The following is a 19,998-nucleotide window of genomic DNA, read 5'->3' on the forward strand; positions in this document are numbered from 1 at the left end:
TTACTTTTGTTTTACTTTTAGGTAAACATAATTTATGGAGAACTTTACTGGTATCAAACACACTACATTTTATGCGATTGGTTTAAGCTATAAGAAAGCAGATGCCGAAATGAGAGGAAAATTTAGTTTGAATGAAAAAACTAGAAACGATTTATTATTGCAAGCCAAAGCTGAAAATATTGAAAGTCTCTTTGTTATTTCTACTTGTAATCGAACAGAAATCTATGGGTTTGCAGAACATCCTTTTCAACTGATAAAATTACTTTGTGATAATAGTTTAGGAACTGTTGAAGATTTTCAAAAAATTGCATATGTATACAAAAATAGAGAAGCTGTAACTCATTTATTTAGAGTAGGCACAGGTTTAGATAGTCAGATTTTAGGCGATTTTGAAATTATTTCACAAATTAAAATTGGTTTTACAGAGAGTAAAAAATTAGGTTTAGGAAACAGTTATATTGAACGTTTAGTAAATGCGGTTATTCAGGCAAGCAAACGAGTTAAAAATGAAACCGAAATTAGTTCTGGTGCTACTTCTGTATCTTTTGCTTCTGTTCAATATATAATGAATAACGTTCCTGACATTGGTACTAAGAACATACTCTTATTTGGAACAGGTAAGATCGGTAGAAATACTTGCGAGAATTTAGTAAAACACACTAAAAACAATCATATTGTTTTAATAAACAGGACCAAAGAAAAAGCAGAAAAAATAGCTGGAAAATTCAATTTAGTTGTAAAAGAATATGCTAATCTACAATTAGAAATTCAAAAAGCGGATGTTTTAGTAGTTGCCACAGGTGCACAAAACCCTACTATTGATGCTGCCATTCTTAACTTGAAAAAGCCTCTTCTTATTTTAGATCTTTCCATACCCAAAAATGTAAATGAAAATGTAACTTCACTTCCACAAGTATCATTAGTCCATTTAGATTATTTGTCTCAAGTTACTGATGAAACTATAGAAAAAAGAAAAGAACATATTCCTGCTGCTGAAAAAATAATTGATGCCATTGCGGAAGAGTTTATAACTTGGTCAAAAGCTAGAAAATTTGCTCCAACAATTCATTCTTTAAAAGAAAAATTAGCAGATATAAAAAAATCTGAATTAAATTATCAAAGAAAGAAAATGGATAATTTTAATGAAGAACAAGCTGAAATTATTAGCAATCGTATCATTCAAAAAATTACCACTCATTTTGCCAATCATTTAAAACATGAAAATACTATGGTAGATGAAAGTATTGAATGGATTGAAAAAGTATTTCAGTTAAACCATTAAAACAAAACCTTTTGGAAAAAACAATACGTATAGGTACTCGTGACAGCGAATTAGCGCTTTGGCAAGCACATACAGTTCAAAAAAAACTAATCAATTTAGGCTATAAAACAGAAATTATAGCTGTAAAATCTACAGGTGACATTATCTTAGACAAACCTTTGTATGAACTAGGTATTACAGGTATTTTTACGAAAACTTTAGATATAGCGATGTTGCAAGGTGAAGTTGATATTGCTGTTCACTCTATGAAAGATGTTCCAACTAGTTTACCAAAAGGTATTGTACAGGCAGCAGTACTTGAAAGAGCCAATACGTTAGATATTTTAGTTCATAAAGGAAATTTAGATTTCTTAAATGCAACAGGAACTATTGCTTCTGGCAGTTTACGCAGAAAAGCACAATGGCTTCATAAATACCCAACACATCAAGTTGAAGATTTACGAGGCAATGTAAACACACGCATGCAAAAATTAAAAGACAATACTTGGAATGGAGCTATTTTTGCTGCTGCTGGCTTAGAAAGAATTAATTTAAAACCAGAAACGTTTATTAATTTAGACTGGATGATTCCTGCACCTGCACAAGGAGCCATGTTAGTGGTAGCAATGGAAAAGGATTCTTTTTCTCGTTCCGCTTTATCACAATTAAACGATGAAAAAACGGCTATTTGCACTTTTATTGAAAGACAGTTTTTAAAGACTCTCGAAGGAGGTTGTACTGCTCCAATAGGAGCTTTAGCTACTATTCAAGGTCAGACAATTCATTTTGAAGGCGCTTTATTCTCTTTAGATGGAAAAGAGAAACATTACATCAAAAAAAGTTGTAATTTTGCTGATTATAAATCTTTTGGAAAAGATTGCGCAAACGAAATTTTAAGTCAGGGAGCAAATGTATTAATGGAAAAACTTCGTGCGCAACTTAAGTGACATAAATCACTGTTAAAATGGAAAGAGAATCATTACTCAATTATATTTATCGTTTTTTTGACATCATTGTTTTACTATTTATAGTATTTGATTTTGGATACGATTTTGCGGAAAACTTTAATAGTCCACATGTCATCGGTTTATTAATTTTAACGCTCCTTTTACTGGTTTTTAATACTTTTAAATTCTTTATTTACAAGTATAAAAGCAATAAAAAGGTGGCATTAGTAAATATGATTATCATTTCATTGTTGTTAATCTCATCTCTAATAATTGCCCTTTTAAATACCGACTTCAGTTACCATTATATCTTACAAAAAATTAAACCCGTATTAGAAGGGGGTTTAATTATTTATTTTCTATTGCGATTATTAGTCCTTGTAAGACATATCTATGATATCTATTTTAATCCAGCCATTGTTTTTGTTGGGAGTTTTTTAATTTTAGCTATTTCTGGAGGCTTTTTATTAATGCTTCCAAGTGCAACTAATAACGGAATAAGTTTTACCAATGCATTATTTACTGCTACGAGCGCGGTATGTGTAACTGGCTTAGCTGTAGTAGATACTGGTGCCGATTTTACAACTGTTGGGCAATCAATTATTTTAGTTTTAATTCAATTAGGTGGTATAGGAATACTAACATTTACTTCTTTCTTTGCTTTTTTCTTTCGAGGTAGTTCCTCTTTCAAAGAAGGGTTAAACACAAAAGATTTTATTGCGCAAGAAGGTCTAAAAGATGTCTTTAGAGCAGCATTAAATGTGGTTATTTTTACTGTTGGAGTAGAAATAGTGGGTGCGCTTTTTATTTATTCTTCTATAGCAAACAATTACGCTATTAGCAATAAGTTTTTCTTTTCTATTTTTCACTCTATTTCAGCATTTTGTAATGCTGGTTTTTCTATATTTTCTAATGGATTATATGATGAAAGTATTCGTTTTCATTATTATTTTCAATGGATTATTATGATTTTAATTATTTTTGGAGGATTAGGACACAATATTATTTTTAATTTTTACCGATATATTAAAACCTATGTTTTAGAATTATTTGATAAAAGATTAATTCATAAACAGGTACCAGTAATTACGTTAAATACCAAAATTGTAATTTACACCACTATCATTTTGTTATTTGGTGGTTGGATTTTCTTATTTATTTCAGAATATAATAATACATTATTAGAACATACTACTCTTTTTGGTAAGATTACGAATGCTGCTTTTAGTTCGGTAACACCTAGAACCGCAGGATTTAATGTGGTAGATTATAAAAATATGACTGTTCCCTCTATTTTATTTATTATCTTTTTAATGTGGATCGGAGCTTCACCTGCATCTACTGGTGGTGGTGTAAAAACAAGCACTTTTGCTTTAGCAACATTAAACATTTTTACAGTAGCTAAAGGGAAAAGTAGGATACAAATTTTTGGCAGAAGAATTAGTAGTGAATCTACCTCCAGAGCTTTTGCAATTTTATGTATTTCTTTAATTGTTATTGGAGTAGCTATCATGGCAATTTTAATTTTTGAACCTAAAGAAACTCCTGTTTTAACTGTGGTTTTTGAATGTTTCTCTGCATATAGTACAGTAGGACTTAGTTTAAACTTTACTCCTACTTTATCTGAACCGAGCAAGTATGTTATAATTGCCGTAATGTTTATTGGACGAATAGGAATGCTCAACTTAATGATTGGTTTATTACGACAAATGAATCATCAATTTTATGAACTTCCTAAAGAAAATATTTTGATTAACTAAAAAAATTTCAAATGAAAATAATTGTTTTTGGACTTGGAAATTTTGGAATGTCGTTAGCTTTAAGTTTAACCGAAACTGGTAATGAAGTAATCGGTATAGACAAACAAATGGACAAAGTAAACCTGGTAAAAGATAAAATTTCTCATGCTATTTGCATGGATTCTACCAATGAATTAGCCTATGATGCAGTTCCTTTAAAAGATGCTGACAAAGTAGTAGTCGCAATTGGAGAAAATGAAGGAGCAGCTATTATAACAACTGCCATTATTAAAAAGTTAAGTAATGTAAAAATTATAAGTAGAGCACTTTCTCCTATTCACGATACTGTCTTAGAGGCTATGGGGATTTATAGTATTATTCACCCTGAACAAGATTCTGCAGATCGTTTAACCAAACAGATTAATTTTAAATCAACATTAGAGAATTATCAGTTAGATAACAATTTTACAATTTCTGAAGTAAGAGCTAAAAAAGAATTTTATGGAAAAACATTAGGAGAATTAGATTCTGTAGATAAATATAGTTTAACCTTAGTTACCATCATTCGTAAAAAAGAAAAACGAAATTTAATTGGTAAAAAAACAATTGTTAAAGAATCTATAGGAAGACCTCACCCTGACACTATTGTTCAGGAAGATGATATTTTAGTCGTATATGGTAATAACAAAGACATTGAAAATTACTGTATGGGACAAGAAGAATATGACTTGAGAAATAAGAAAATTTAAATGGTTATTTTAAGTACAAAAGAACTTAACAAAAAACAAGTTGCCTTACTTGACCAAAAAAAGTTTGCTCTTATTCATGCTAACTTTATAAAAATAAAATGGCTTAAGTTTGTAGCAAATAAAAGTAACGAATGCCTAATTTTTACTAGTAAAAATGCAGTAAAAGGTGTCCTGAAAAGTAACGATATAAAAACGATTAAAGAAAAAGATTGTTTTTGTGTAGGAGAAAAAACAAAAATGTTTCTTGAGAAAAACGGTTTTACTGTTGTAACACATCAAAAAGACGCGAATACTTTAGCTGAAACAATTTGTAAAGAGTATTTCCAAAAAACGTTTACCTTTTTTTCTGGTACATTAAGAAAAGACATTTTACCTAAAAAATTAGCTGCTAAAAAAATACATCTCGATGAGATTTCTGTATATAAAACGCTTTCTCAATCTAAAAAAATTATTCTTGAAACGGTAGCAATTTTGTTTTTTAGTCCATCTGCAGTAGCCAGCTATCTAGAAACAAATACATTAACAAATCAAGTATGCTTTTGCATAGGACACACGACAGCACAAGCTATTGGAGAGTATACTAATTCTCAAAAGACAAATCAAATTGTAATTGCTTCTGAGCCTACTATTGAAAGTGTAATTGAAGAAGTAATAAAATATTATAACGTATAATAGTTGTTGTTTTCAAAGAAAAACAACAGTATTTAAATCAAAATTTAAATGTTAAAAAACGATTTATTTTTAAAGGCTCTTAACAACGAAACAGTTGAAAGACCTCCTGTTTGGATGATGCGTCAGGCAGGGCGCTATTTGCCTGAATTTATGGCTATAAAAGAAAAATATGATTTCTTTACCAGATGCAAAACGCCCGAATTAGCTTCCGAAATTACGGTACAGCCTATTCGCATTGTGAAACCTGATGCAGCCATTTTATTTTCTGATATTCTTGTGGTTCCGCAAGCCATGGGAATTGATGTGGAGTTACAAGATAATATTGGTCCTGTTTTACCTAACCCAATTCGTACTGCAAAAGATGTTGAACGTGCTTTTGTACCAGACATAAACGAAACGTTAGGGTATGTAATGGATGCTATAGACATGACCAAAGAAAAATTAGACAATGAAGTGCCTCTTATTGGGTTTGCAGGTTCTCCATGGACTATTTTTTGTTACGCTGTAGAAGGTAAAGGCTCTAAAAGTTTTGATAAGGCCAAAGGGTTTTGTTTCTCCAATCCAGTTGCTGCACATCAATTACTTCAAAAAATTACGGATACTACTATCTTGTATTTAAAAGAAAAAGTAAAACATGGTGTAAATGCCGTACAAATATTTGATTCTTGGGGAGGTATGCTATCTCCTACTGATTATACTGAGTTTTCATGGCAATATATTAATCAAATTGTGGAAGCTTTAGCCGATTCAACCAAAGTAATTGTGTTTGGAAAAGGCTGCTGGTTTGCCCTTAACGATATGTCAAAATCTAAAGCAGCAGCTCTTGGTGTAGACTGGACTTGCTCTCCAAAAAATGCTCGTTATTTAACTGGTGGTAAAAAAACACTTCAAGGTAATTTTGATCCTGCGCGATTATTATCTCCTATTCCAGTAATCAAGAAAATGGTACACGAAATGATTGATGAATTTGGTAAAGATAATTATATCGTAAATTTAGGTCATGGTATTTTACCAAATATTCCTGTTGATCATGCTAAAGCATTTATAGAAGCAGTGAAAGAATATAAAAAATAACACGAACCCATTTTACGAATAAAAAGAGTATGGATTATGAATTTGATTTTCAAAATAAAAAAGATTTTCATGCTCTTTTTGTTTTTATTCTGTTTTATTTTAACCTTAAATAGTCAGAATAATATTAAAGGAAATATGGCAACTGCTGTATTAGGTATTCCAAATTTTGGTTACGAAATTAGACTAGGGAAAAAGACCTCTTTTCAGGTTGATATTACTGCTTCTTTTTGGGAATCAGTGCAACATGCTCCGCAAAAATTTGTTATGCTTTTCCCTGAATTTAGATACTATACTAAAACATTTAACAAAGGTTTTTTTATAGGTACACACATAGGTGGAAGCAGTTATACGATGCAAAAATACACGTATTGGTCAACTGATTATTATCAAAAAGGGTTCAATGTTATGTATGGTGTTTCAACTGGTTATAGCTTTGAAGTTAATGAAAGATGGCACATAGAATTGTTTATTGGAGGTGGTTCCAGCCAAGCCTACTACAAAGGATATAAAATAAGTACTCAGGAACGATATGATGCTGCAGAAAAATATAATAAAAGTGGTGAGTGGATTGTATATCGAGGCGGATTAATGCTGGTATACCATTTGTAATGATAAAAAACATAAATTAGATTATTCAATGAAAAATAAATTTTACGCCTATATTCAAAATTTACAAGATCAAATTTGTAAAGGCTTAGAAGAAACTGATGGGAAGGCGTTTTTTAAAGAAGATTTATGGACAAGACCTGAAGGTGGTGGTGGCAGAACACGCGTAATAGAAAACGGTGCTGTTTTTGAAAAAGGAGGCGTCAATATTTCTGCTGTGCATGGAAAATTACCAGACACCATGCAAAAATTATTTAATGTAGGTGAAGCTGATTTTTTTGCTTGTGGGTTAAGTTTAGTAATTCATCCTAAAAATCCATTGGTACCTACTGTTCATGCCAATTGGAGATACTTTGAAATGTATGATGAAAAAGGAAATGTAATGAATAGTTGGTTTGGAGGCGGACAAGATTTAACCCCTTACTACCTATTTGAAGAAGATGCAACACATTTTCATCAAACCTGTAAAACAGCTTGCGACAAACATGATGCCTCATTTTATCCAAAATTTAAGAAACAATGTGATGCTTATTTTTGGAATACACATCGCAATGAAGCTAGAGGAATTGGTGGATTATTTTTCGATTATTGTAAAGAAACCGAAACCTTTTCAATGGAAAACTGGTATGATTTAGTAACGGAAGTTGGGAATAGTTTTTTAAAGGCTTATATACCAATAGTTGAAAAACGAAAAGACTTGACTTATACTAACGAGCAACGAAATTGGCAAGAAATTCGTCGAGGAAGGTATGTAGAATTCAATCTTGTACACGATAAAGGCACCTTATTTGGTTTAAAAACTAATGGAAGAATTGAGAGTATCTTAATGAGCTTGCCTCCTCAGGTGCAATGGGTGTATAATTATCAACCGAAAGAAGGAAGCGAAGAGCAAAAATTACTACGTGTTTTAGAAAAACCTGTAGAATGGGTGTAAAGAAATGTATGTTGTTAAAAAACAACCTTTTTCTTAATTTATTTCTTGGTAAAAATCGTTCCCAATATACTAAAATAAAAAAGCCGTAGGTTTAAAAGTACGGCTTTTTATTTTGATTTATTTTTAATTTATAATAGAAATTAAATCTAAGGTTTGTAAAATAATATTCTTATCAGATACAGAAGAATGTAAACTCATCTCAATTTGCATCTTATTATTCTCTATTTTTTTAGACGAATTAAAGTGTATCGATTCAAACTGCTCACTTATTTTTCCCTTTTCCTTACCTAATCCTAATTGAGTAACTAAATCTTTTATATTTAAATTTCCAAAGGCATAGTTGTTCTTTATTTGTTTTTTGAATTCGGCACTAAAAGAAGTATTGGGTTTATCAATATAGTTAAATCCATTGGTGATAACCATAACATCACCGTCTTTAAGTATTCTTAAATCACCTAGTTCTTTTTCTACACCTCTTACTTTATAATAATTATTCTCTTTTATAAGTCCACCTTTTCTTTCTGCTAAATTCAACAATTTTTCACCCATTGTTTTATGAGTAGAAGTAAATACAACTGTAAAAATAGGTGTCGTCTTTTTTTCTGTCTTTTCAACTTCAATCTCTTCATAATTTTCATCATATTCATATCCTATATAAGAATATTCTTTTTCCGAAATATCATGTAAGAAAAAAGTAAAATCACCATCTAATAAAGACGCTATTGCTTTTTCATCCAACAGGGTTCCAATTAGGTCAGTAACTAGTGCTATATCTTCTTTTTGTAAGAATTTATTCTCTGGATACATTTGGGCTGTAATCGTTGGAAAGCCATTTAATAATTCCTCCGAATTTACATGATAAGTCATGTAAGCTAATGGAGACTTATTTGGAAAATATTTAAAAATATTTTTGTTTATTTTTCTATCAACAACTTTTTTCATTAGAGACGTTAACGAACTTGAATATTCCACTATTTGCTCCATTCTTGCGTTGTCATTATCAAAATACATATTAAAATTAACACCTTTAATAAAACTTTCTATATTATTTGTACCAAAGTTTCCTGAACCTTTTGCTACCGACATTATAATTGCTGAAAAACTTTTTAGTGAATTAAACATAGATTGGTAATTTACCCAAGCTGAAATATCTGCCTTTGGATTAATTTTATCTGATGAAGGAATCTGAAAACCATTTTTAAACAAGGATGCAATATGCTCTTCTTGCAAAGCGATGCGTTCTAATTTTTCTTCTTCTAGTTGTTTTAAATAGGCTTCATTTTTGTTTTGGTAATCGTAATTTTCTATGAAAATAACAGGGTCTTCTCCCTCTTCTTCCCATTCTTTTGATTCTTCAACCACTTCCGATTCTTCTGCTATTTCTTCCGCAGTCTCTTCTACGGTTTCTACCTCTTCAGCCACTTCAAAAACGGCATCCACTATTTCTTCTGTTTCTTCAACTACTATTGGTTCTTCATAAATAGGATAGGTAGTATCGTATACATTTGAATAGCTATTTTTTCCTAGCATGGGTTTTAGAAATTCAATAAGAATTAAATACTCATTATTCCAAGCTATCGAAAAAGATTGCTTCGCGTTTTTAAAAACAGTATAATTCTCATATTCAATTATAGTGTTCTCTTTAGAATCGTTTGCTTTTAAATTATTTTGATTCATTATAAAATCCCTAACTTCTTGGCTATTTTTAATAGGAATCGTTATTTGATAAAAGGGATGATTAGGTGATGTATAGTTTCCATGAATAATAATATTCTTGTTCATATTAATTAAAGAAACATACTCTTTGATGTTAAAATCTGATTTGGAATTTGAAATCTTTTTTAAAGCATCATGATTTAAAATCTCGTCTAGGGTAACCTTTTTAGAAAACTGATTTCCATTAAATTGAATAAAATAATCTAACTCATTAGAAGTAGATTGACCAAAAACAAAAGTACTGGCTAATAGTAATAAAACATATAACTGTTTTTTCATAATTATGGATTAAAATAAATTGTATTATTCATTAAAGTATTGTTTTTTAAAACATTATATATATTATGCTTTAAAAAAACGGTTTGTTTATTTTTTGAAACTTTACTACTAGGATTTGAAATCTTAGCAATTTCTTTGTCAAATGTATAAATTGTAGTAATATGAGCATCTTCTAAATCTTCTTTCTTATCTTCTTTATTTACCAAATTCTTTGGAATAGGATATGAAGCAAATCGTTGAAAAAATTTCTCTTTAGAAAAACTAAAATGAGTCATTGGATTTTCGGTATTCATGCTATTTAAAACAGCATTTAACGCAACCAAATTTTCATACTGAAATGTAAATGTAAAAATATACGATTTAAAATCATATGAGGAAGTAATATTTGAAACCCCTTCAATTTTAGCAGCTTGCTCTCTAAAATCAGCTAGCTTATTTTTTATATCTTCTTCACTAGGAATACTCACTCCATCCACTTCTTCTAGCCATATAGCTGACCTGGTTCTAATCCAAGATTTCGAAAAATCTACCTTTAAACTATAAGTTCCACTTTCATTACTATTTTGCTTTATCCTCTCTGTTATTTCAAAGCAACTTGTCAAAAATAGACACCAACTTAAAAATATAATTTTTTTCATTTTGCAAACTTACTATTAATAATTTAATTTTTTATGTTTTATAGATTTTAAGCTGTGTTAAACCCCTTATTTTAGAGTAATTTCACTAACTTTGTACGCAAGATATACTATACTAAAATTAGTATAATTAATAGTTTTTAAAAAAGACATTACATGTTCCCATTAAGAAGAAACAGACGATTAAGAACCAGTGAAAATCTTCGTGCACTCGTTCGTGAAACTATACTTACTCCAAACGATTTCTTAGTACCTATTTTTGTTGTAGAAGGAAAAGGAATAAAAGATGAAATTCCATCCATGCCTAATTATTTTAGATATAGTTTAGACCTTCTTGAAAAAGAAGTTAAAGAATTATGGGCTATGGGCTTAAAATCGGTATTAGTATTTGTAAAAGTTCCTGAAAATTTAAAAGACAATAAAGGTGTTGAAGCATTAAACCCAGATGGTCTAATGCAAAGAGCTGTCAAAACTATAAAAAATGCTGTTCCAGATATGGTTGTAATGACTGATGTTGCTCTAGATCCTTATTCTATTTATGGTCATGATGGTATCGTTGAAAAGGGGCAAATAGCTAACGATCATACTTCTAATTTTTTAGCTGAAATGGCTTTATCACATGCAAAAGCTGGTGCTGATTTTGTTGCTCCAAGTGATATGATGGACGGACGTATTCTAGATATTCGCGAACTATTAGAAGAAGAAAATTTTATCAATACAGGAATTATGAGCTATAGTGCAAAATATGCTTCTGCTCATTACGGCCCTTTTAGAGATGCTTTAGATTCGGCTCCAGTTGATGCCATGAATATCCCAAAGGATAAAAAAACATACCAAATGGATTATCATAATCGCATTGAAGCCATTAAAGAAACCCGAATGGATATCGAAGAAGGTGCTGATATTGTAATGGTAAAACCTGGTATTTCATATTTAGACATTGTTAGAGAAATTAAAAATATGTCTGAAGTTCCAGTTGCTGTATATCAAGTTTCAGGAGAATATGCAATGATTAAAGCTGCTGCCGAAAGAGGCTGGCTAGACCATGACGCCATTATGTTTGAACAAACAACTGCCATGAAAAGAGCTGGCGCAGATATTATAGCTAGTTATTTTGCAAAAGATATTGTTCGCTTATTAAAATAATACCCTTGAAAAAGGTTTATTAAAAAAGGTGTCTTAATAGACACCTTTTTTAATCTATTTGGAAATTCCAAAATTAAATCTACTTTTGTGTAATATACAAGCCTTTTTATTTTATTACACGCCATGTTACAAAACGATTTATACTACACGCTTGCTTTGTTGCAAGTAGAAGGAGTAGGTGATATTCTTGCCAAAAAATTAATTCATAATTGCGGCTCTGCTGAAGCTGTCTTCAAAAGTAAAATTACTACTCTTGCAAAAATTGAAGGTATTGGTAAAACCATATTAAAAAATCTTCAAGACCCTAGCACTTTTCAAAAGACTGAAAAAGAAATGCGTTTTATCGAAAACGAAAACATTTCAACTTGGTACTATTTAGACAATCAATATCCTGAACGACTCAAACAATGCTTTGATGCTCCTGTTTTATTGTTTACTTCTGGAAATATCAATCTCAAGAATCAAAAAATAATTAGTATTGTTGGTACACGACAAGTAACTAGTTATGGTACAGAAATGACCAAAAAAATAATCGAAGAATTAGCCCCTTTACAACCCATTATTGTAAGTGGCTTTGCGTATGGTGTGGATATCGTTGCACATCAAGCAGCTATGGAATTTGGACTACAAACAATAGGTGTTTTAGCACATGGTTTAAACCAAATTTATCCCAAAAATCATAAAAAACACATGGTTAAAATGGAAGAAAATGGTGGTTTTATTACCGAATTTTGGAGCAATTCTAAACCTGATAGAGAAAATTTTGTAAAAAGAAATCGCATTGTTGCCGGAATAAGTGAAGCTACGCTTGTGATTGAAAGTGCCGAAAAAGGAGGTTCCTTAATTACTGCTCAAATCGCAAATGATTATAACCGAGATGTTTTTGCGGTACCGGGAAGAACTACTGATAAATACAGCCAAGGTTGTAATAATCTAATTAAAACCCAACGTGCCCATACGCTCACTTGTGCAGCCGATGTTCTTTACATGTTAAACTGGGAAATTAACACAAAACATAAAACGGATAAAAAAACAATTCAAAAACAATTATTTGTTACTTTATCGGATGAAGAACAAAAGATATACAATTATTTACAAATCCATATTTCTGAATCAATTGATACGATTGCTTTAGAATGTGCACTTCCCGTTTTTAAAACCTCATCCATTTTATTAAATATGGAATTAAAAGGGATAATAAGACCTTTACCAGGAAAAATATTTGAATTAATTTGAAAAATTCATAAAAAAATAACAATATGTTTAATTTGTAACTGTGTTTGTAGGAATTCTTTAAAATTATTACCGTAAATTAGTAACAAATTTATTTGCAATGTATTCTTTACCCAAACTAGAGCGTTTTGAACAAAACGTAGCTTCCAAGTTTAATATTTACAACAGTATTTTTATCACGCTTCCTTATGATGAAATTAACAATACAGGCGTTTTATTACCCCTGTTTTCTGATGTTTGTCAGCAAGGCTATAAAAACAATCATAGTCCCGATGAGATTTTCGAAAATTTTACCACAAAATACCTCGAAAATGCTTCTGAAAAAGAGAAAATAGATTTAATGTTTCGTTTTATTCAATATGTTGAAAGGCAAGTCGTATTATTTGATGCTATTGAAGATGCAGCTTTTGATGTGGTAAACAATTTAGAAGGAAGTGGTTCTCTCCGTAGTATGAAAGAAAGAGCAGAACAACGTTTTAAAAAAGAAGAATTAATTGCTTTTTTGAACGAGTTTAAGGTTCGAACTGTTTTAACAGCGCATCCAACCCAATTTTATCCGGGCTCTGTTTTAGGAATTATTACCGATTTAACAGAAGCAGTTAAAATTAATGATTTGAATTCCATTAAAGAATTGTTGGCGCAATTAGGGAAAACACCTTTTATAAAAAAGGAAAAACCAACTCCTTTTGACGAAGCGGTAAGTTTAATTTGGTATTTGGAAAATGTATTTTATCCAACCGTTGGAGAAATGATGCAATACATTCAAAAGAATATTTTTAAGAAAAAATCAGTCCTACAAAATGATATTTTAAATCTTGGTTTTTGGCCTGGTGGAGATCGTGATGGAAACCCATTTGTAACCACAGAAATTACCTTAAAAGTTGCCGACAGATTGCGCACAGCTATTTTGAAATGTTATTATTTAGATATTCGAAAATTAAAAAGAAAACTAACCTTTTCTGGTGTAGAAGAAGTAATCAGTGTTATCGAAAATAAATTGTATCGATCCGTATTTTATTCGGAAGGAACCGTATTCATTTCCAAAGAAGAATTACTTACCGAATTAAATAAAGTGAAAGACCTCTTAATTTACAAACACCAATCGTTGTATTTAGATGAGATTGAAGATTTACTCAATAAAGTAAGTGTCTTTGGATACCATTTTGCTACTTTAGACATCAGACAAAACAGTAAAATTCATCAAGCGGTTTTTCAAGATATTATTTCCAAAAATCCAGCCTTATTTTCTGTAAACTATAATGAATTAGATGAGGCTGCAAAAATTGAAATTTTATCTACGGTTACTGCAAATTTAAATGAAGATGATTATTCAGATGTAGGTACAAAATTAACTTTAGGTTCTATCAGAGCCATCAAAACCATTCAAGAAAAAAACGGTGAATTAGGTTGTAATCGTTATATTATTAGTAATAATGAAAGTGCTTTAAATGTGATGGAAGCCTTGTCTTTATTTCGTTTGACCAATTGGAAAAATCCTCCAGTAGATATTGTACCTCTTTTTGAAAGTGTAGACGATTTGGAAAAAGCAGATGTTGTTATGGAACAATTGTATACCAATCCAACATATAAAGAACATTTAGAAAGAAGAGGAAACCAACAAACTATTATGCTTGGTTTTTCTGATGGCACCAAAGATGGTGGTTATTTAATGGCCAATTGGGGAATTTATAAAGCCAAAACGGCTATTTCAGCCATGTCTCGAAAATACAACATTAAAGTGGTCTTTTTTGATGGTCGTGGTGGTCCTCCAGCGCGTGGTGGTGGAAAAACGCATCAGTTTTATGCTTCTTTAGGTCCAGAAATAGAAAACAAGCAAATTCAATTGACCATTCAAGGACAAACGATTAGTTCTAACTTTGGTACACTCGATTCTTGTCGTTATAATCTAGAAAATCTTTTGAGTGCTGGAGCCAACAATCAGGTTTTTCATCATGAAGAAAATCATTTGACGGAAAAGGAAAAAGAAGTGATGCAGAAACTTTCGGAAAGTAGTTATCAAAAATACATAGATTTCAAAAAGCACCCTAAATTTGTTCCTTACTTGGAAAACATGAGTACCTTAAACTATTATGCTAAAACCAATATTGGAAGTCGTCCTTCTAAAAGAAAGCAATCGGCCCAACTCAATTTAGACGATTTGAGAGCCATTCCTTTTGTAGGTTCGTGGAGTCAATTGAAACAAAATGTGCCTGGTTTTTTTGGTGTAGGAACAGCTTTAAAATATTTTGAAGAAAACGGAAATTGGGAAGATGTTAAAAATTTATACAAGAACTCCTTATTCTTTAAAACGCTATTAGAAAACAGTATGATGGCTTTGAGCAAATCATTTTTCCCATTAACGGCTTATATGCAAAAAGACCCTGAATATGGTGCTTTCTGGACGATTATTTATACTGAATACTTGGAAACGAAACGATTGTTATTGAAAATATCTGGTTTTACCGAATTAATGGAAAATTATCCCGATGGAAAAGCGTCGGTAGCCATGCGTGAAAAAATTGTCTTACCCTTGCTCACCATACAGCAATATGCTTTATTAAAAATTAAAGCTTTAAAAGAGAGCGACAATCCGGATGAAAATCAAATTGCAGTTTATGAAAAAATAGTGACCCGATCGTTGTTTGGAAATATCAATGCCAGTCGAAATTCGGCTTAATTTATTTTAAAATGAGTTCAAAATGATAAAATTTAAATATAAATCTTGTCATGCTGAACTCGTTTCAGCATCTAAATATTACAATTATGTCATCCAGAACATACCATAACTATTGGGTTTATATTTTAACTAACAAACCACACGGAACTTTGTATATTGGAGTTACAGGAGGTTTAGATGATAGGATGAGTAGACATATTAATCAAGAAGGAAGTAAATTCACTTCAAAATATTCAAGATGCTATAGCTAGAGAAAAACAATTGAAAAATTGGCATCGAGAATGGAAGATTAATTTAATAGAACAATCTAATCCTAAATGGGATAATTTGTGGGGAAATATAGATTCCGAAACGAGTTCGGAATGACAAAGTACTAAAAACATACATTGCCTTGTTGAATTCTATTTGTCATGCTGAACTTGTTTCAGCATCTCATAAATTCGGCTTAATTTTTGAAGTACCTTTTCTTATTAATTTTGTGTTATGAGAAAAGGTACTTTTATTTTAATATTATCCTTGTTTTTTATTCATTGTAAAGAAAAAACAAAATCAATAGATAAAACCTACGAACAACTAGAAGCAGAAGTATTGTGCGATGTGTTACCTGAGGTTGCTAAATATGAACTTGAAAATTCTTTTTGGATAAGAATTCCTCCACCACCTCCAATTCCCGAAATTGACACATTCAAATTTAATTCATTTCAAACTGACAGTATATTACATAAATCTAAAAATGATTGGGATAATTTTGTCTCAGAAAAAAGGAGAAAAATAAATGAAGAAATTTTAAATTTGAAAGAATTTAAAAAAGTTGAATTTGGTATTTTAGACACCTTAGGTTGGGTAAATAAATCAAATATAGATAAAATAGAATATAAAATTGATTCTTTAGCTCCAAGACCGTTAAAAATAAACGAGTTTAAGGAATGTAAAATAAAAATCTCCTTAATTACTTACGAAAATACTTTTGAGGGAGAAATTAGAAATTCAGACATGCCACTTTTATTTCTTAGTAGAGTATTACTATCTCAAGATTATAAAAAAGCTTATTTTTTTGTTTTTAAATACTACAGAGCTTATCATGTATTTTGTGAATTCTCTGAAAATAGATGGTTCATTAAAAAAATAATTGAGGAACAAAAATAATGAGATTCAGAAACGAGTTCGGAATGACAAAGTGCTAAAAACATACATTGCCTTGTTAAATTCTATTTGTCATGCTGAACTTGTTTCAGCATCTAATTTCTAAATAAAAAAGCATCGATAATCTGAAATAAATTCTGAATCTCGATGCTTTAATTATTTTCAGTTTTCTTAATACCCTAATTTCTCTCGTACTCTTCCTAAAACACCATTAGCAACCATACTGGCTTTAGCAGCACCTTCTTTTAATAAAACATCTACCTCATCTAAATTATTGATGTAGTAATTGTATTTTTCTCGAACGCTTGCAAATTTTTCTACAATCAAATCAAACAACGCTTGTTTCGCATGACCATAACCGTAATTCCCTCCTAAATAATTAGCACGCATCATTTCTGTTTGTTCAACAGTAGCTAAAAGTTGGTACAAAGCAAAACAATTACACGTATCTGGGTTTTTTGGATCTTCTAAAGGAGTACTATCCGTTTGAATAGACATAATTTGCTTGCGTAAAGCTTTGTCATCTAAAAAAATATTGATGGTATTGTTTCTAGACTTACTCATCTTTTCACCATCTGTTCCAGGAATAACCATAATAGCTTCATCAATTTTTGCTTCCGGTAAAACTAATGTTTCACCCATTTGATGATTAAATTTTTCTGCAACAACCCTTGTAAACTCAATATGTTGCTTTTGATCTTTCCCTACAGGTACAAATTCTGCGTCATATAATAAAATATCCGCTGCCATTAACATAGGATACGTAAACAATCCTGCATTAACATCTTCTAATCTATCCGCTTTATCTTTAAATGAATGTGCTAAGGTTAGTCTTTGATAAGGAAAAAAACAACTCAAATACCAAGACAATTCTGTAACTTGAGGTACATCAGATTGACGATAAAAAACAACTCTGTTAATATCTAAACCACACGCAAGCCAAGTAGCAGCTACACTATATGTATTTGCTCGTAACGTTTTTCCATCTTTTATTTGCGTAATCGAATGTAAATCGGCTATAAAAAGAAACGATTCATTGGCTGGATCATTTGCCATTTCAATTGCTGGTAAAATGGCACCTAATAAATTTCCTAAGTGTGGAGTTCCTGTACTTTGAACGCCAGTTAAAATTTTTGACATTTTTTTCTTGTTGTTTGTCGCAAAAATACCACTTTTACAGAAATGGGAAAAGGTTATTTCTAAAAGGTTGAATAATATTGTTATTTTTGAGAGAATTTTAAAAAATACCCATTGTTTGAGTCTACTCCTGATAGTAGTGATATCCTTTTATTGCGAAACTGATTGTCTTTGTTAGATTGCATCGTTTCTCGCAATGAAAGATAAAACGAATAGCAGGAAAATGATGGAAACGATACCCTAACGTTTGGTTTTAAAAATATGAAGATACTAAAATATGCTTTTTGGATTGTATGGCACATTTGGTTTTACCTTTTGGTAATTGTTCCAATTCTAATTCTTTTTCCAATATTATTTCTTACCATTTTAAGTGAAAAAACCTATCCTCAATTTTTCTTTTTAGCTCGCTTTTGGGCAAAACTTATTTTTTATGGAATGGGTTTTTACCGTAAAGTGGAATACGAACAAAAATTGGTAAAAGGAGAAAGTTATATGTTGGTAGCCAATCATACTTCCATGACCGATATTATGTTGATGCTTTTAGTGGTAAAAAAGAATCCTTTTGTATTTGTCGGTAAAAAAGAACTGGCTAAAATTCCTGTTTTTGGTTTCTTTTTCAAACGCGTTTGTATTATGGTAGACCGAAGCAGTAGTAAAAGCCGTTTTAAGGTATTTGAATTGGCTCAAAAACGGTTACATCAGGGATTAAGTATTTGTATTTTCCCTGAAGGTGGCGTTCCTGATGATGAAAGTATCATTTTAGACATGTTTAAAGATGGTGCTTTTCGTTTGGCAATCGAACATCAAATTCCTATTGTTCCTATGACTTTTATAGATAATAAAAAACGTTTTCCTTTTCGTTTTTTTAGTGGAACAACAGGTCGTATGCGCGTAAAAGTACATTCTTTTATTGAAACCAGAGGTTTAACTTTGGAACATAAAATTGAACTAAAAGAAAAGACAAGAGCTGTAATTTTAAAGGAATTGGAAAAGTATATGAAATAGATAATTATAAGATACTCTCTATTTTAGCTGTAACCGTTTCAGGTGATATTGTTCTCATCACTTCTTCATATCCAGTAATTTTTCTATTTCCATAAACGGATGTGGGCAAAAGAGGAAATTGTACTCTATCTGCAGTAATACAAAAATCATCGGGTTGATGAAAGGGTTTAAAGCCAGCATAAGGGTGCGTAGCGCCCCAGAGAGTAATTACTTTAATGCCTAACATGGCTGCAATGTGAGCATTACCTGAATCCATGGAAAGCATCACATCTAAATTAGAAATTATATTTAGTTCTTGTTCCAAGGTTAGTTTTCCTGCTAAAAGAATAACATTGGAATAATTCGCTTTTAGTTGTTCTAATAACTGAATTTCTTGAGTTCCTCCTCCAAAAAGATAGATGTTATAATAAGAATGACAGGCTAGTTGTTGAATCACATCTTGCATCAAATCGAAAGGATAAACTTTACTTTCATATTGTGCAAAAGGGGCAATTCCAATATTTTTTTTATGGGTATCAAAAGATACCTTTTCAAGAATTGCTTCTGATAGAATTGCTTTTTCAGGCAATGGAACCACAGACAAATCCATTGGAAAACCTAATTTTTGAAAAGTGTCTGCATGATTTTGAAACATGGTCTTTACGGGAGCGAAAATCTTATTTTCTAATCGGGTTAGTTCTTTTTTAGCTTTTCTACCTTTATTCGTTGCTGCCACTTTTTTGCCTGAAAGAAAAAACAAGGTTCGAATTATTTTAGAACGCAACACATTGTGCAAATCAGCAATAGCATCTATGTTCAACTTTTGTAAATCGAAAAACAATCGTAACAATCCTAGGAACCCTTTATGCCTTTTTGCTAAATCAACTCCAAAAAAATGTACATGAGGGATATCTTGAAAAAAAGGTTGAAAAAAAGGGCGTGAAACTACAGTTACAGAATGTTCAGGGTATTGCATAGAAAAAGCTCTCAACACAGGAACTGTCATGGCAACATCACCCATGGCTGAGAGCCTTATTACTAATATGTGTTTTGATTTAGACATCTA

General features: G+C 31.0%; 18 protein-coding genes. 14 read left to right on the top strand and 4 right to left on the bottom strand.

Annotated features, from left to right (window positions below):
* The first annotated feature begins 34 nt into the window (after positions 1 to 34).
* From hemA to hemF, 8 genes are all read left to right on the top strand, one after another.
* Positions 35 to 1,282 carry a glutamyl-tRNA reductase gene (hemA, locus tag CX675_RS08310; protein ID WP_130734774.1) on the top strand — a complete coding sequence of 416 codons (1,248 nt, stop codon included), beginning with the start codon at positions 35 to 37 and terminating at the stop codon, positions 1,280 to 1,282.
* Between the two features lie 11 nt (positions 1,283 to 1,293).
* A complete protein-coding gene (gene hemC, locus CX675_RS08315) occupies positions 1,294 to 2,208 on the top strand; it encodes a hydroxymethylbilane synthase (RefSeq protein ID WP_165396002.1) in 915 nt (304 codons plus the stop codon).
* A gap of 17 nt (positions 2,209 to 2,225) precedes the next feature.
* Positions 2,226 to 3,968: a TrkH family potassium uptake protein gene (locus CX675_RS08320; protein WP_130734776.1), complete on the top strand. Its 1,743-nt coding sequence runs from the start codon at positions 2,226 to 2,228 to the stop codon at positions 3,966 to 3,968.
* 11 nt (positions 3,969 to 3,979) lie between these two features.
* Positions 3,980 to 4,696, top strand: a complete 717-nt coding sequence (locus CX675_RS08325) for a TrkA family potassium uptake protein (protein ID WP_130734777.1) — start codon at positions 3,980 to 3,982, stop codon at positions 4,694 to 4,696.
* Entirely contained in the window at positions 4,697 to 5,368 is a 672-nt protein-coding gene (locus CX675_RS08330; RefSeq protein WP_130734778.1) for a uroporphyrinogen-III synthase, read from the top strand. It begins immediately after the preceding gene.
* Positions 5,369 to 5,416: 48 nt separating this feature from the next.
* A complete protein-coding gene (hemE, locus tag CX675_RS08335) occupies positions 5,417 to 6,442 on the top strand; it encodes a uroporphyrinogen decarboxylase (protein WP_130734779.1) in 1,026 nt (341 codons plus the stop codon).
* 69 nt (positions 6,443 to 6,511) lie between these two features.
* Positions 6,512 to 7,051, top strand: a complete 540-nt coding sequence (locus CX675_RS08340) for a DUF3575 domain-containing protein (RefSeq protein WP_240723612.1) — start codon at positions 6,512 to 6,514, stop codon at positions 7,049 to 7,051.
* 28 nt (positions 7,052 to 7,079) lie between these two features.
* Positions 7,080 to 7,982 carry an oxygen-dependent coproporphyrinogen oxidase gene (hemF, locus tag CX675_RS08345; protein WP_130734780.1) on the top strand — a complete coding sequence of 301 codons (903 nt, stop codon included), beginning with the start codon at positions 7,080 to 7,082 and terminating at the stop codon, positions 7,980 to 7,982.
* Between the two features lie 123 nt (positions 7,983 to 8,105).
* On the opposite strand, the gene CX675_RS08350 is transcribed toward hemF, so the two are convergent.
* Both CX675_RS08350 and CX675_RS08355 read right to left on the bottom strand, forming a co-directional pair.
* Positions 8,106 to 9,977, bottom strand: a complete 1,872-nt coding sequence (locus CX675_RS08350; protein WP_130734781.1) for a hypothetical protein — start codon at positions 9,975 to 9,977, stop codon at positions 8,106 to 8,108.
* Positions 9,978 to 9,979: 2 nt separating this feature from the next.
* Complete coding sequence (locus tag CX675_RS08355) at positions 9,980 to 10,615, bottom strand: hypothetical protein (RefSeq protein WP_130734782.1); 636 nt, start codon at positions 10,613 to 10,615, stop codon at positions 9,980 to 9,982.
* Positions 10,616 to 10,768: 153 nt separating this feature from the next.
* Between CX675_RS08355 and hemB the strand changes: the two genes are divergently transcribed.
* The 5 genes from hemB (at position 10,769) to CX675_RS08380 (ending at position 16,814) form a co-directional block, all read left to right on the top strand.
* Complete coding sequence (hemB, locus tag CX675_RS08360) at positions 10,769 to 11,758, top strand: porphobilinogen synthase (RefSeq protein ID WP_130734783.1); 990 nt, start codon at positions 10,769 to 10,771, stop codon at positions 11,756 to 11,758.
* Between the two features lie 123 nt (positions 11,759 to 11,881).
* The gene (gene dprA, locus CX675_RS08365; RefSeq protein WP_130734784.1) at positions 11,882 to 12,994 is read left to right on the top strand and encodes a DNA-processing protein DprA; all 1,113 of its coding nucleotides are present in this window, start codon (positions 11,882 to 11,884) and stop codon (positions 12,992 to 12,994) included.
* A gap of 97 nt (positions 12,995 to 13,091) precedes the next feature.
* Positions 13,092 to 15,668, top strand: a complete 2,577-nt coding sequence (locus CX675_RS08370; RefSeq protein WP_130734785.1) for a phosphoenolpyruvate carboxylase — start codon at positions 13,092 to 13,094, stop codon at positions 15,666 to 15,668.
* A gap of 86 nt (positions 15,669 to 15,754) precedes the next feature.
* A complete protein-coding gene (locus tag CX675_RS20320; protein ID WP_370277648.1) occupies positions 15,755 to 15,919 on the top strand; it encodes a GIY-YIG nuclease family protein in 165 nt (54 codons plus the stop codon).
* A gap of 232 nt (positions 15,920 to 16,151) precedes the next feature.
* Entirely contained in the window at positions 16,152 to 16,814 is a 663-nt protein-coding gene (locus tag CX675_RS08380; protein ID WP_130734786.1) for a hypothetical protein, read from the top strand.
* A gap of 168 nt (positions 16,815 to 16,982) precedes the next feature.
* On the opposite strand, the gene trpS is transcribed toward CX675_RS08380, so the two are convergent.
* Positions 16,983 to 17,951: a tryptophan--tRNA ligase gene (gene trpS / locus CX675_RS08385; protein ID WP_130734787.1), complete on the bottom strand. Its 969-nt coding sequence runs from the start codon at positions 17,949 to 17,951 to the stop codon at positions 16,983 to 16,985.
* A 258-nt stretch (positions 17,952 to 18,209) separates the two neighbouring features.
* Between trpS and CX675_RS08390 the strand changes: the two genes are divergently transcribed.
* Entirely contained in the window at positions 18,210 to 18,953 is a 744-nt protein-coding gene (locus CX675_RS08390; RefSeq protein WP_130734788.1) for a 1-acyl-sn-glycerol-3-phosphate acyltransferase, read from the top strand.
* A gap of 4 nt (positions 18,954 to 18,957) precedes the next feature.
* Here the strand turns inward: CX675_RS08390 and CX675_RS08395 are convergent, their stop codons facing one another.
* Complete coding sequence (locus CX675_RS08395; protein WP_130734789.1) at positions 18,958 to 19,995, bottom strand: glycosyltransferase family 9 protein; 1,038 nt, start codon at positions 19,993 to 19,995, stop codon at positions 18,958 to 18,960.
* Positions 19,996 to 19,998 lie beyond the last annotated feature (3 nt).

It is taken from the genome of Flavobacterium sp. J27, from assembly GCF_004303025.1.
In the GTDB taxonomy this organism is placed as follows: domain Bacteria; phylum Bacteroidota; class Bacteroidia; order Flavobacteriales; family Flavobacteriaceae; genus Flavobacterium.

Bases quoted from the DNA above. Each gene is read 5' to 3' on its own strand.
- hemA (WP_130734774.1), top strand. From the start codon at position 35: ATGGAGAACTTTACTGGTATCAAACACACTACATTTTATGCGATTGGT.
- CX675_RS08320 (WP_130734776.1), top strand. From the start codon at position 2,226: ATGGAAAGAGAATCATTACTCAATTATATTTATCGTTTTTTTGACATC.
- CX675_RS08325 (WP_130734777.1), top strand. From the start codon at position 3,980: ATGAAAATAATTGTTTTTGGACTTGGAAATTTTGGAATGTCGTTAGCT.
- CX675_RS08330 (WP_130734778.1), top strand. From the start codon at position 4,697: ATGGTTATTTTAAGTACAAAAGAACTTAACAAAAAACAAGTTGCCTTA.
- hemE (WP_130734779.1), top strand. From the start codon at position 5,417: ATGTTAAAAAACGATTTATTTTTAAAGGCTCTTAACAACGAAACAGTT.
- CX675_RS08340 (WP_240723612.1), top strand. From the start codon at position 6,512: ATGCTCTTTTTGTTTTTATTCTGTTTTATTTTAACCTTAAATAGTCAG.
- hemF (WP_130734780.1), top strand. From the start codon at position 7,080: ATGAAAAATAAATTTTACGCCTATATTCAAAATTTACAAGATCAAATT.
- CX675_RS08350 (WP_130734781.1), bottom strand. From the start codon at position 9,977: ATGAAAAAACAGTTATATGTTTTATTACTATTAGCCAGTACTTTTGTT.
- CX675_RS08355 (WP_130734782.1), bottom strand. From the start codon at position 10,615: ATGAAAAAAATTATATTTTTAAGTTGGTGTCTATTTTTGACAAGTTGC.
- hemB (WP_130734783.1), top strand. From the start codon at position 10,769: ATGTTCCCATTAAGAAGAAACAGACGATTAAGAACCAGTGAAAATCTT.
- dprA (WP_130734784.1), top strand. From the start codon at position 11,882: ATGTTACAAAACGATTTATACTACACGCTTGCTTTGTTGCAAGTAGAA.
- CX675_RS08370 (WP_130734785.1), top strand. From the start codon at position 13,092: ATGTATTCTTTACCCAAACTAGAGCGTTTTGAACAAAACGTAGCTTCC.
- CX675_RS20320 (WP_370277648.1), top strand. From the start codon at position 15,755: ATGTCATCCAGAACATACCATAACTATTGGGTTTATATTTTAACTAAC.
- CX675_RS08380 (WP_130734786.1), top strand. From the start codon at position 16,152: ATGAGAAAAGGTACTTTTATTTTAATATTATCCTTGTTTTTTATTCAT.
- trpS (WP_130734787.1), bottom strand. From the start codon at position 17,951: ATGTCAAAAATTTTAACTGGCGTTCAAAGTACAGGAACTCCACACTTA.
- CX675_RS08390 (WP_130734788.1), top strand. From the start codon at position 18,210: ATGAAGATACTAAAATATGCTTTTTGGATTGTATGGCACATTTGGTTT.
- CX675_RS08395 (WP_130734789.1), bottom strand. From the start codon at position 19,995: ATGTCTAAATCAAAACACATATTAGTAATAAGGCTCTCAGCCATGGGT.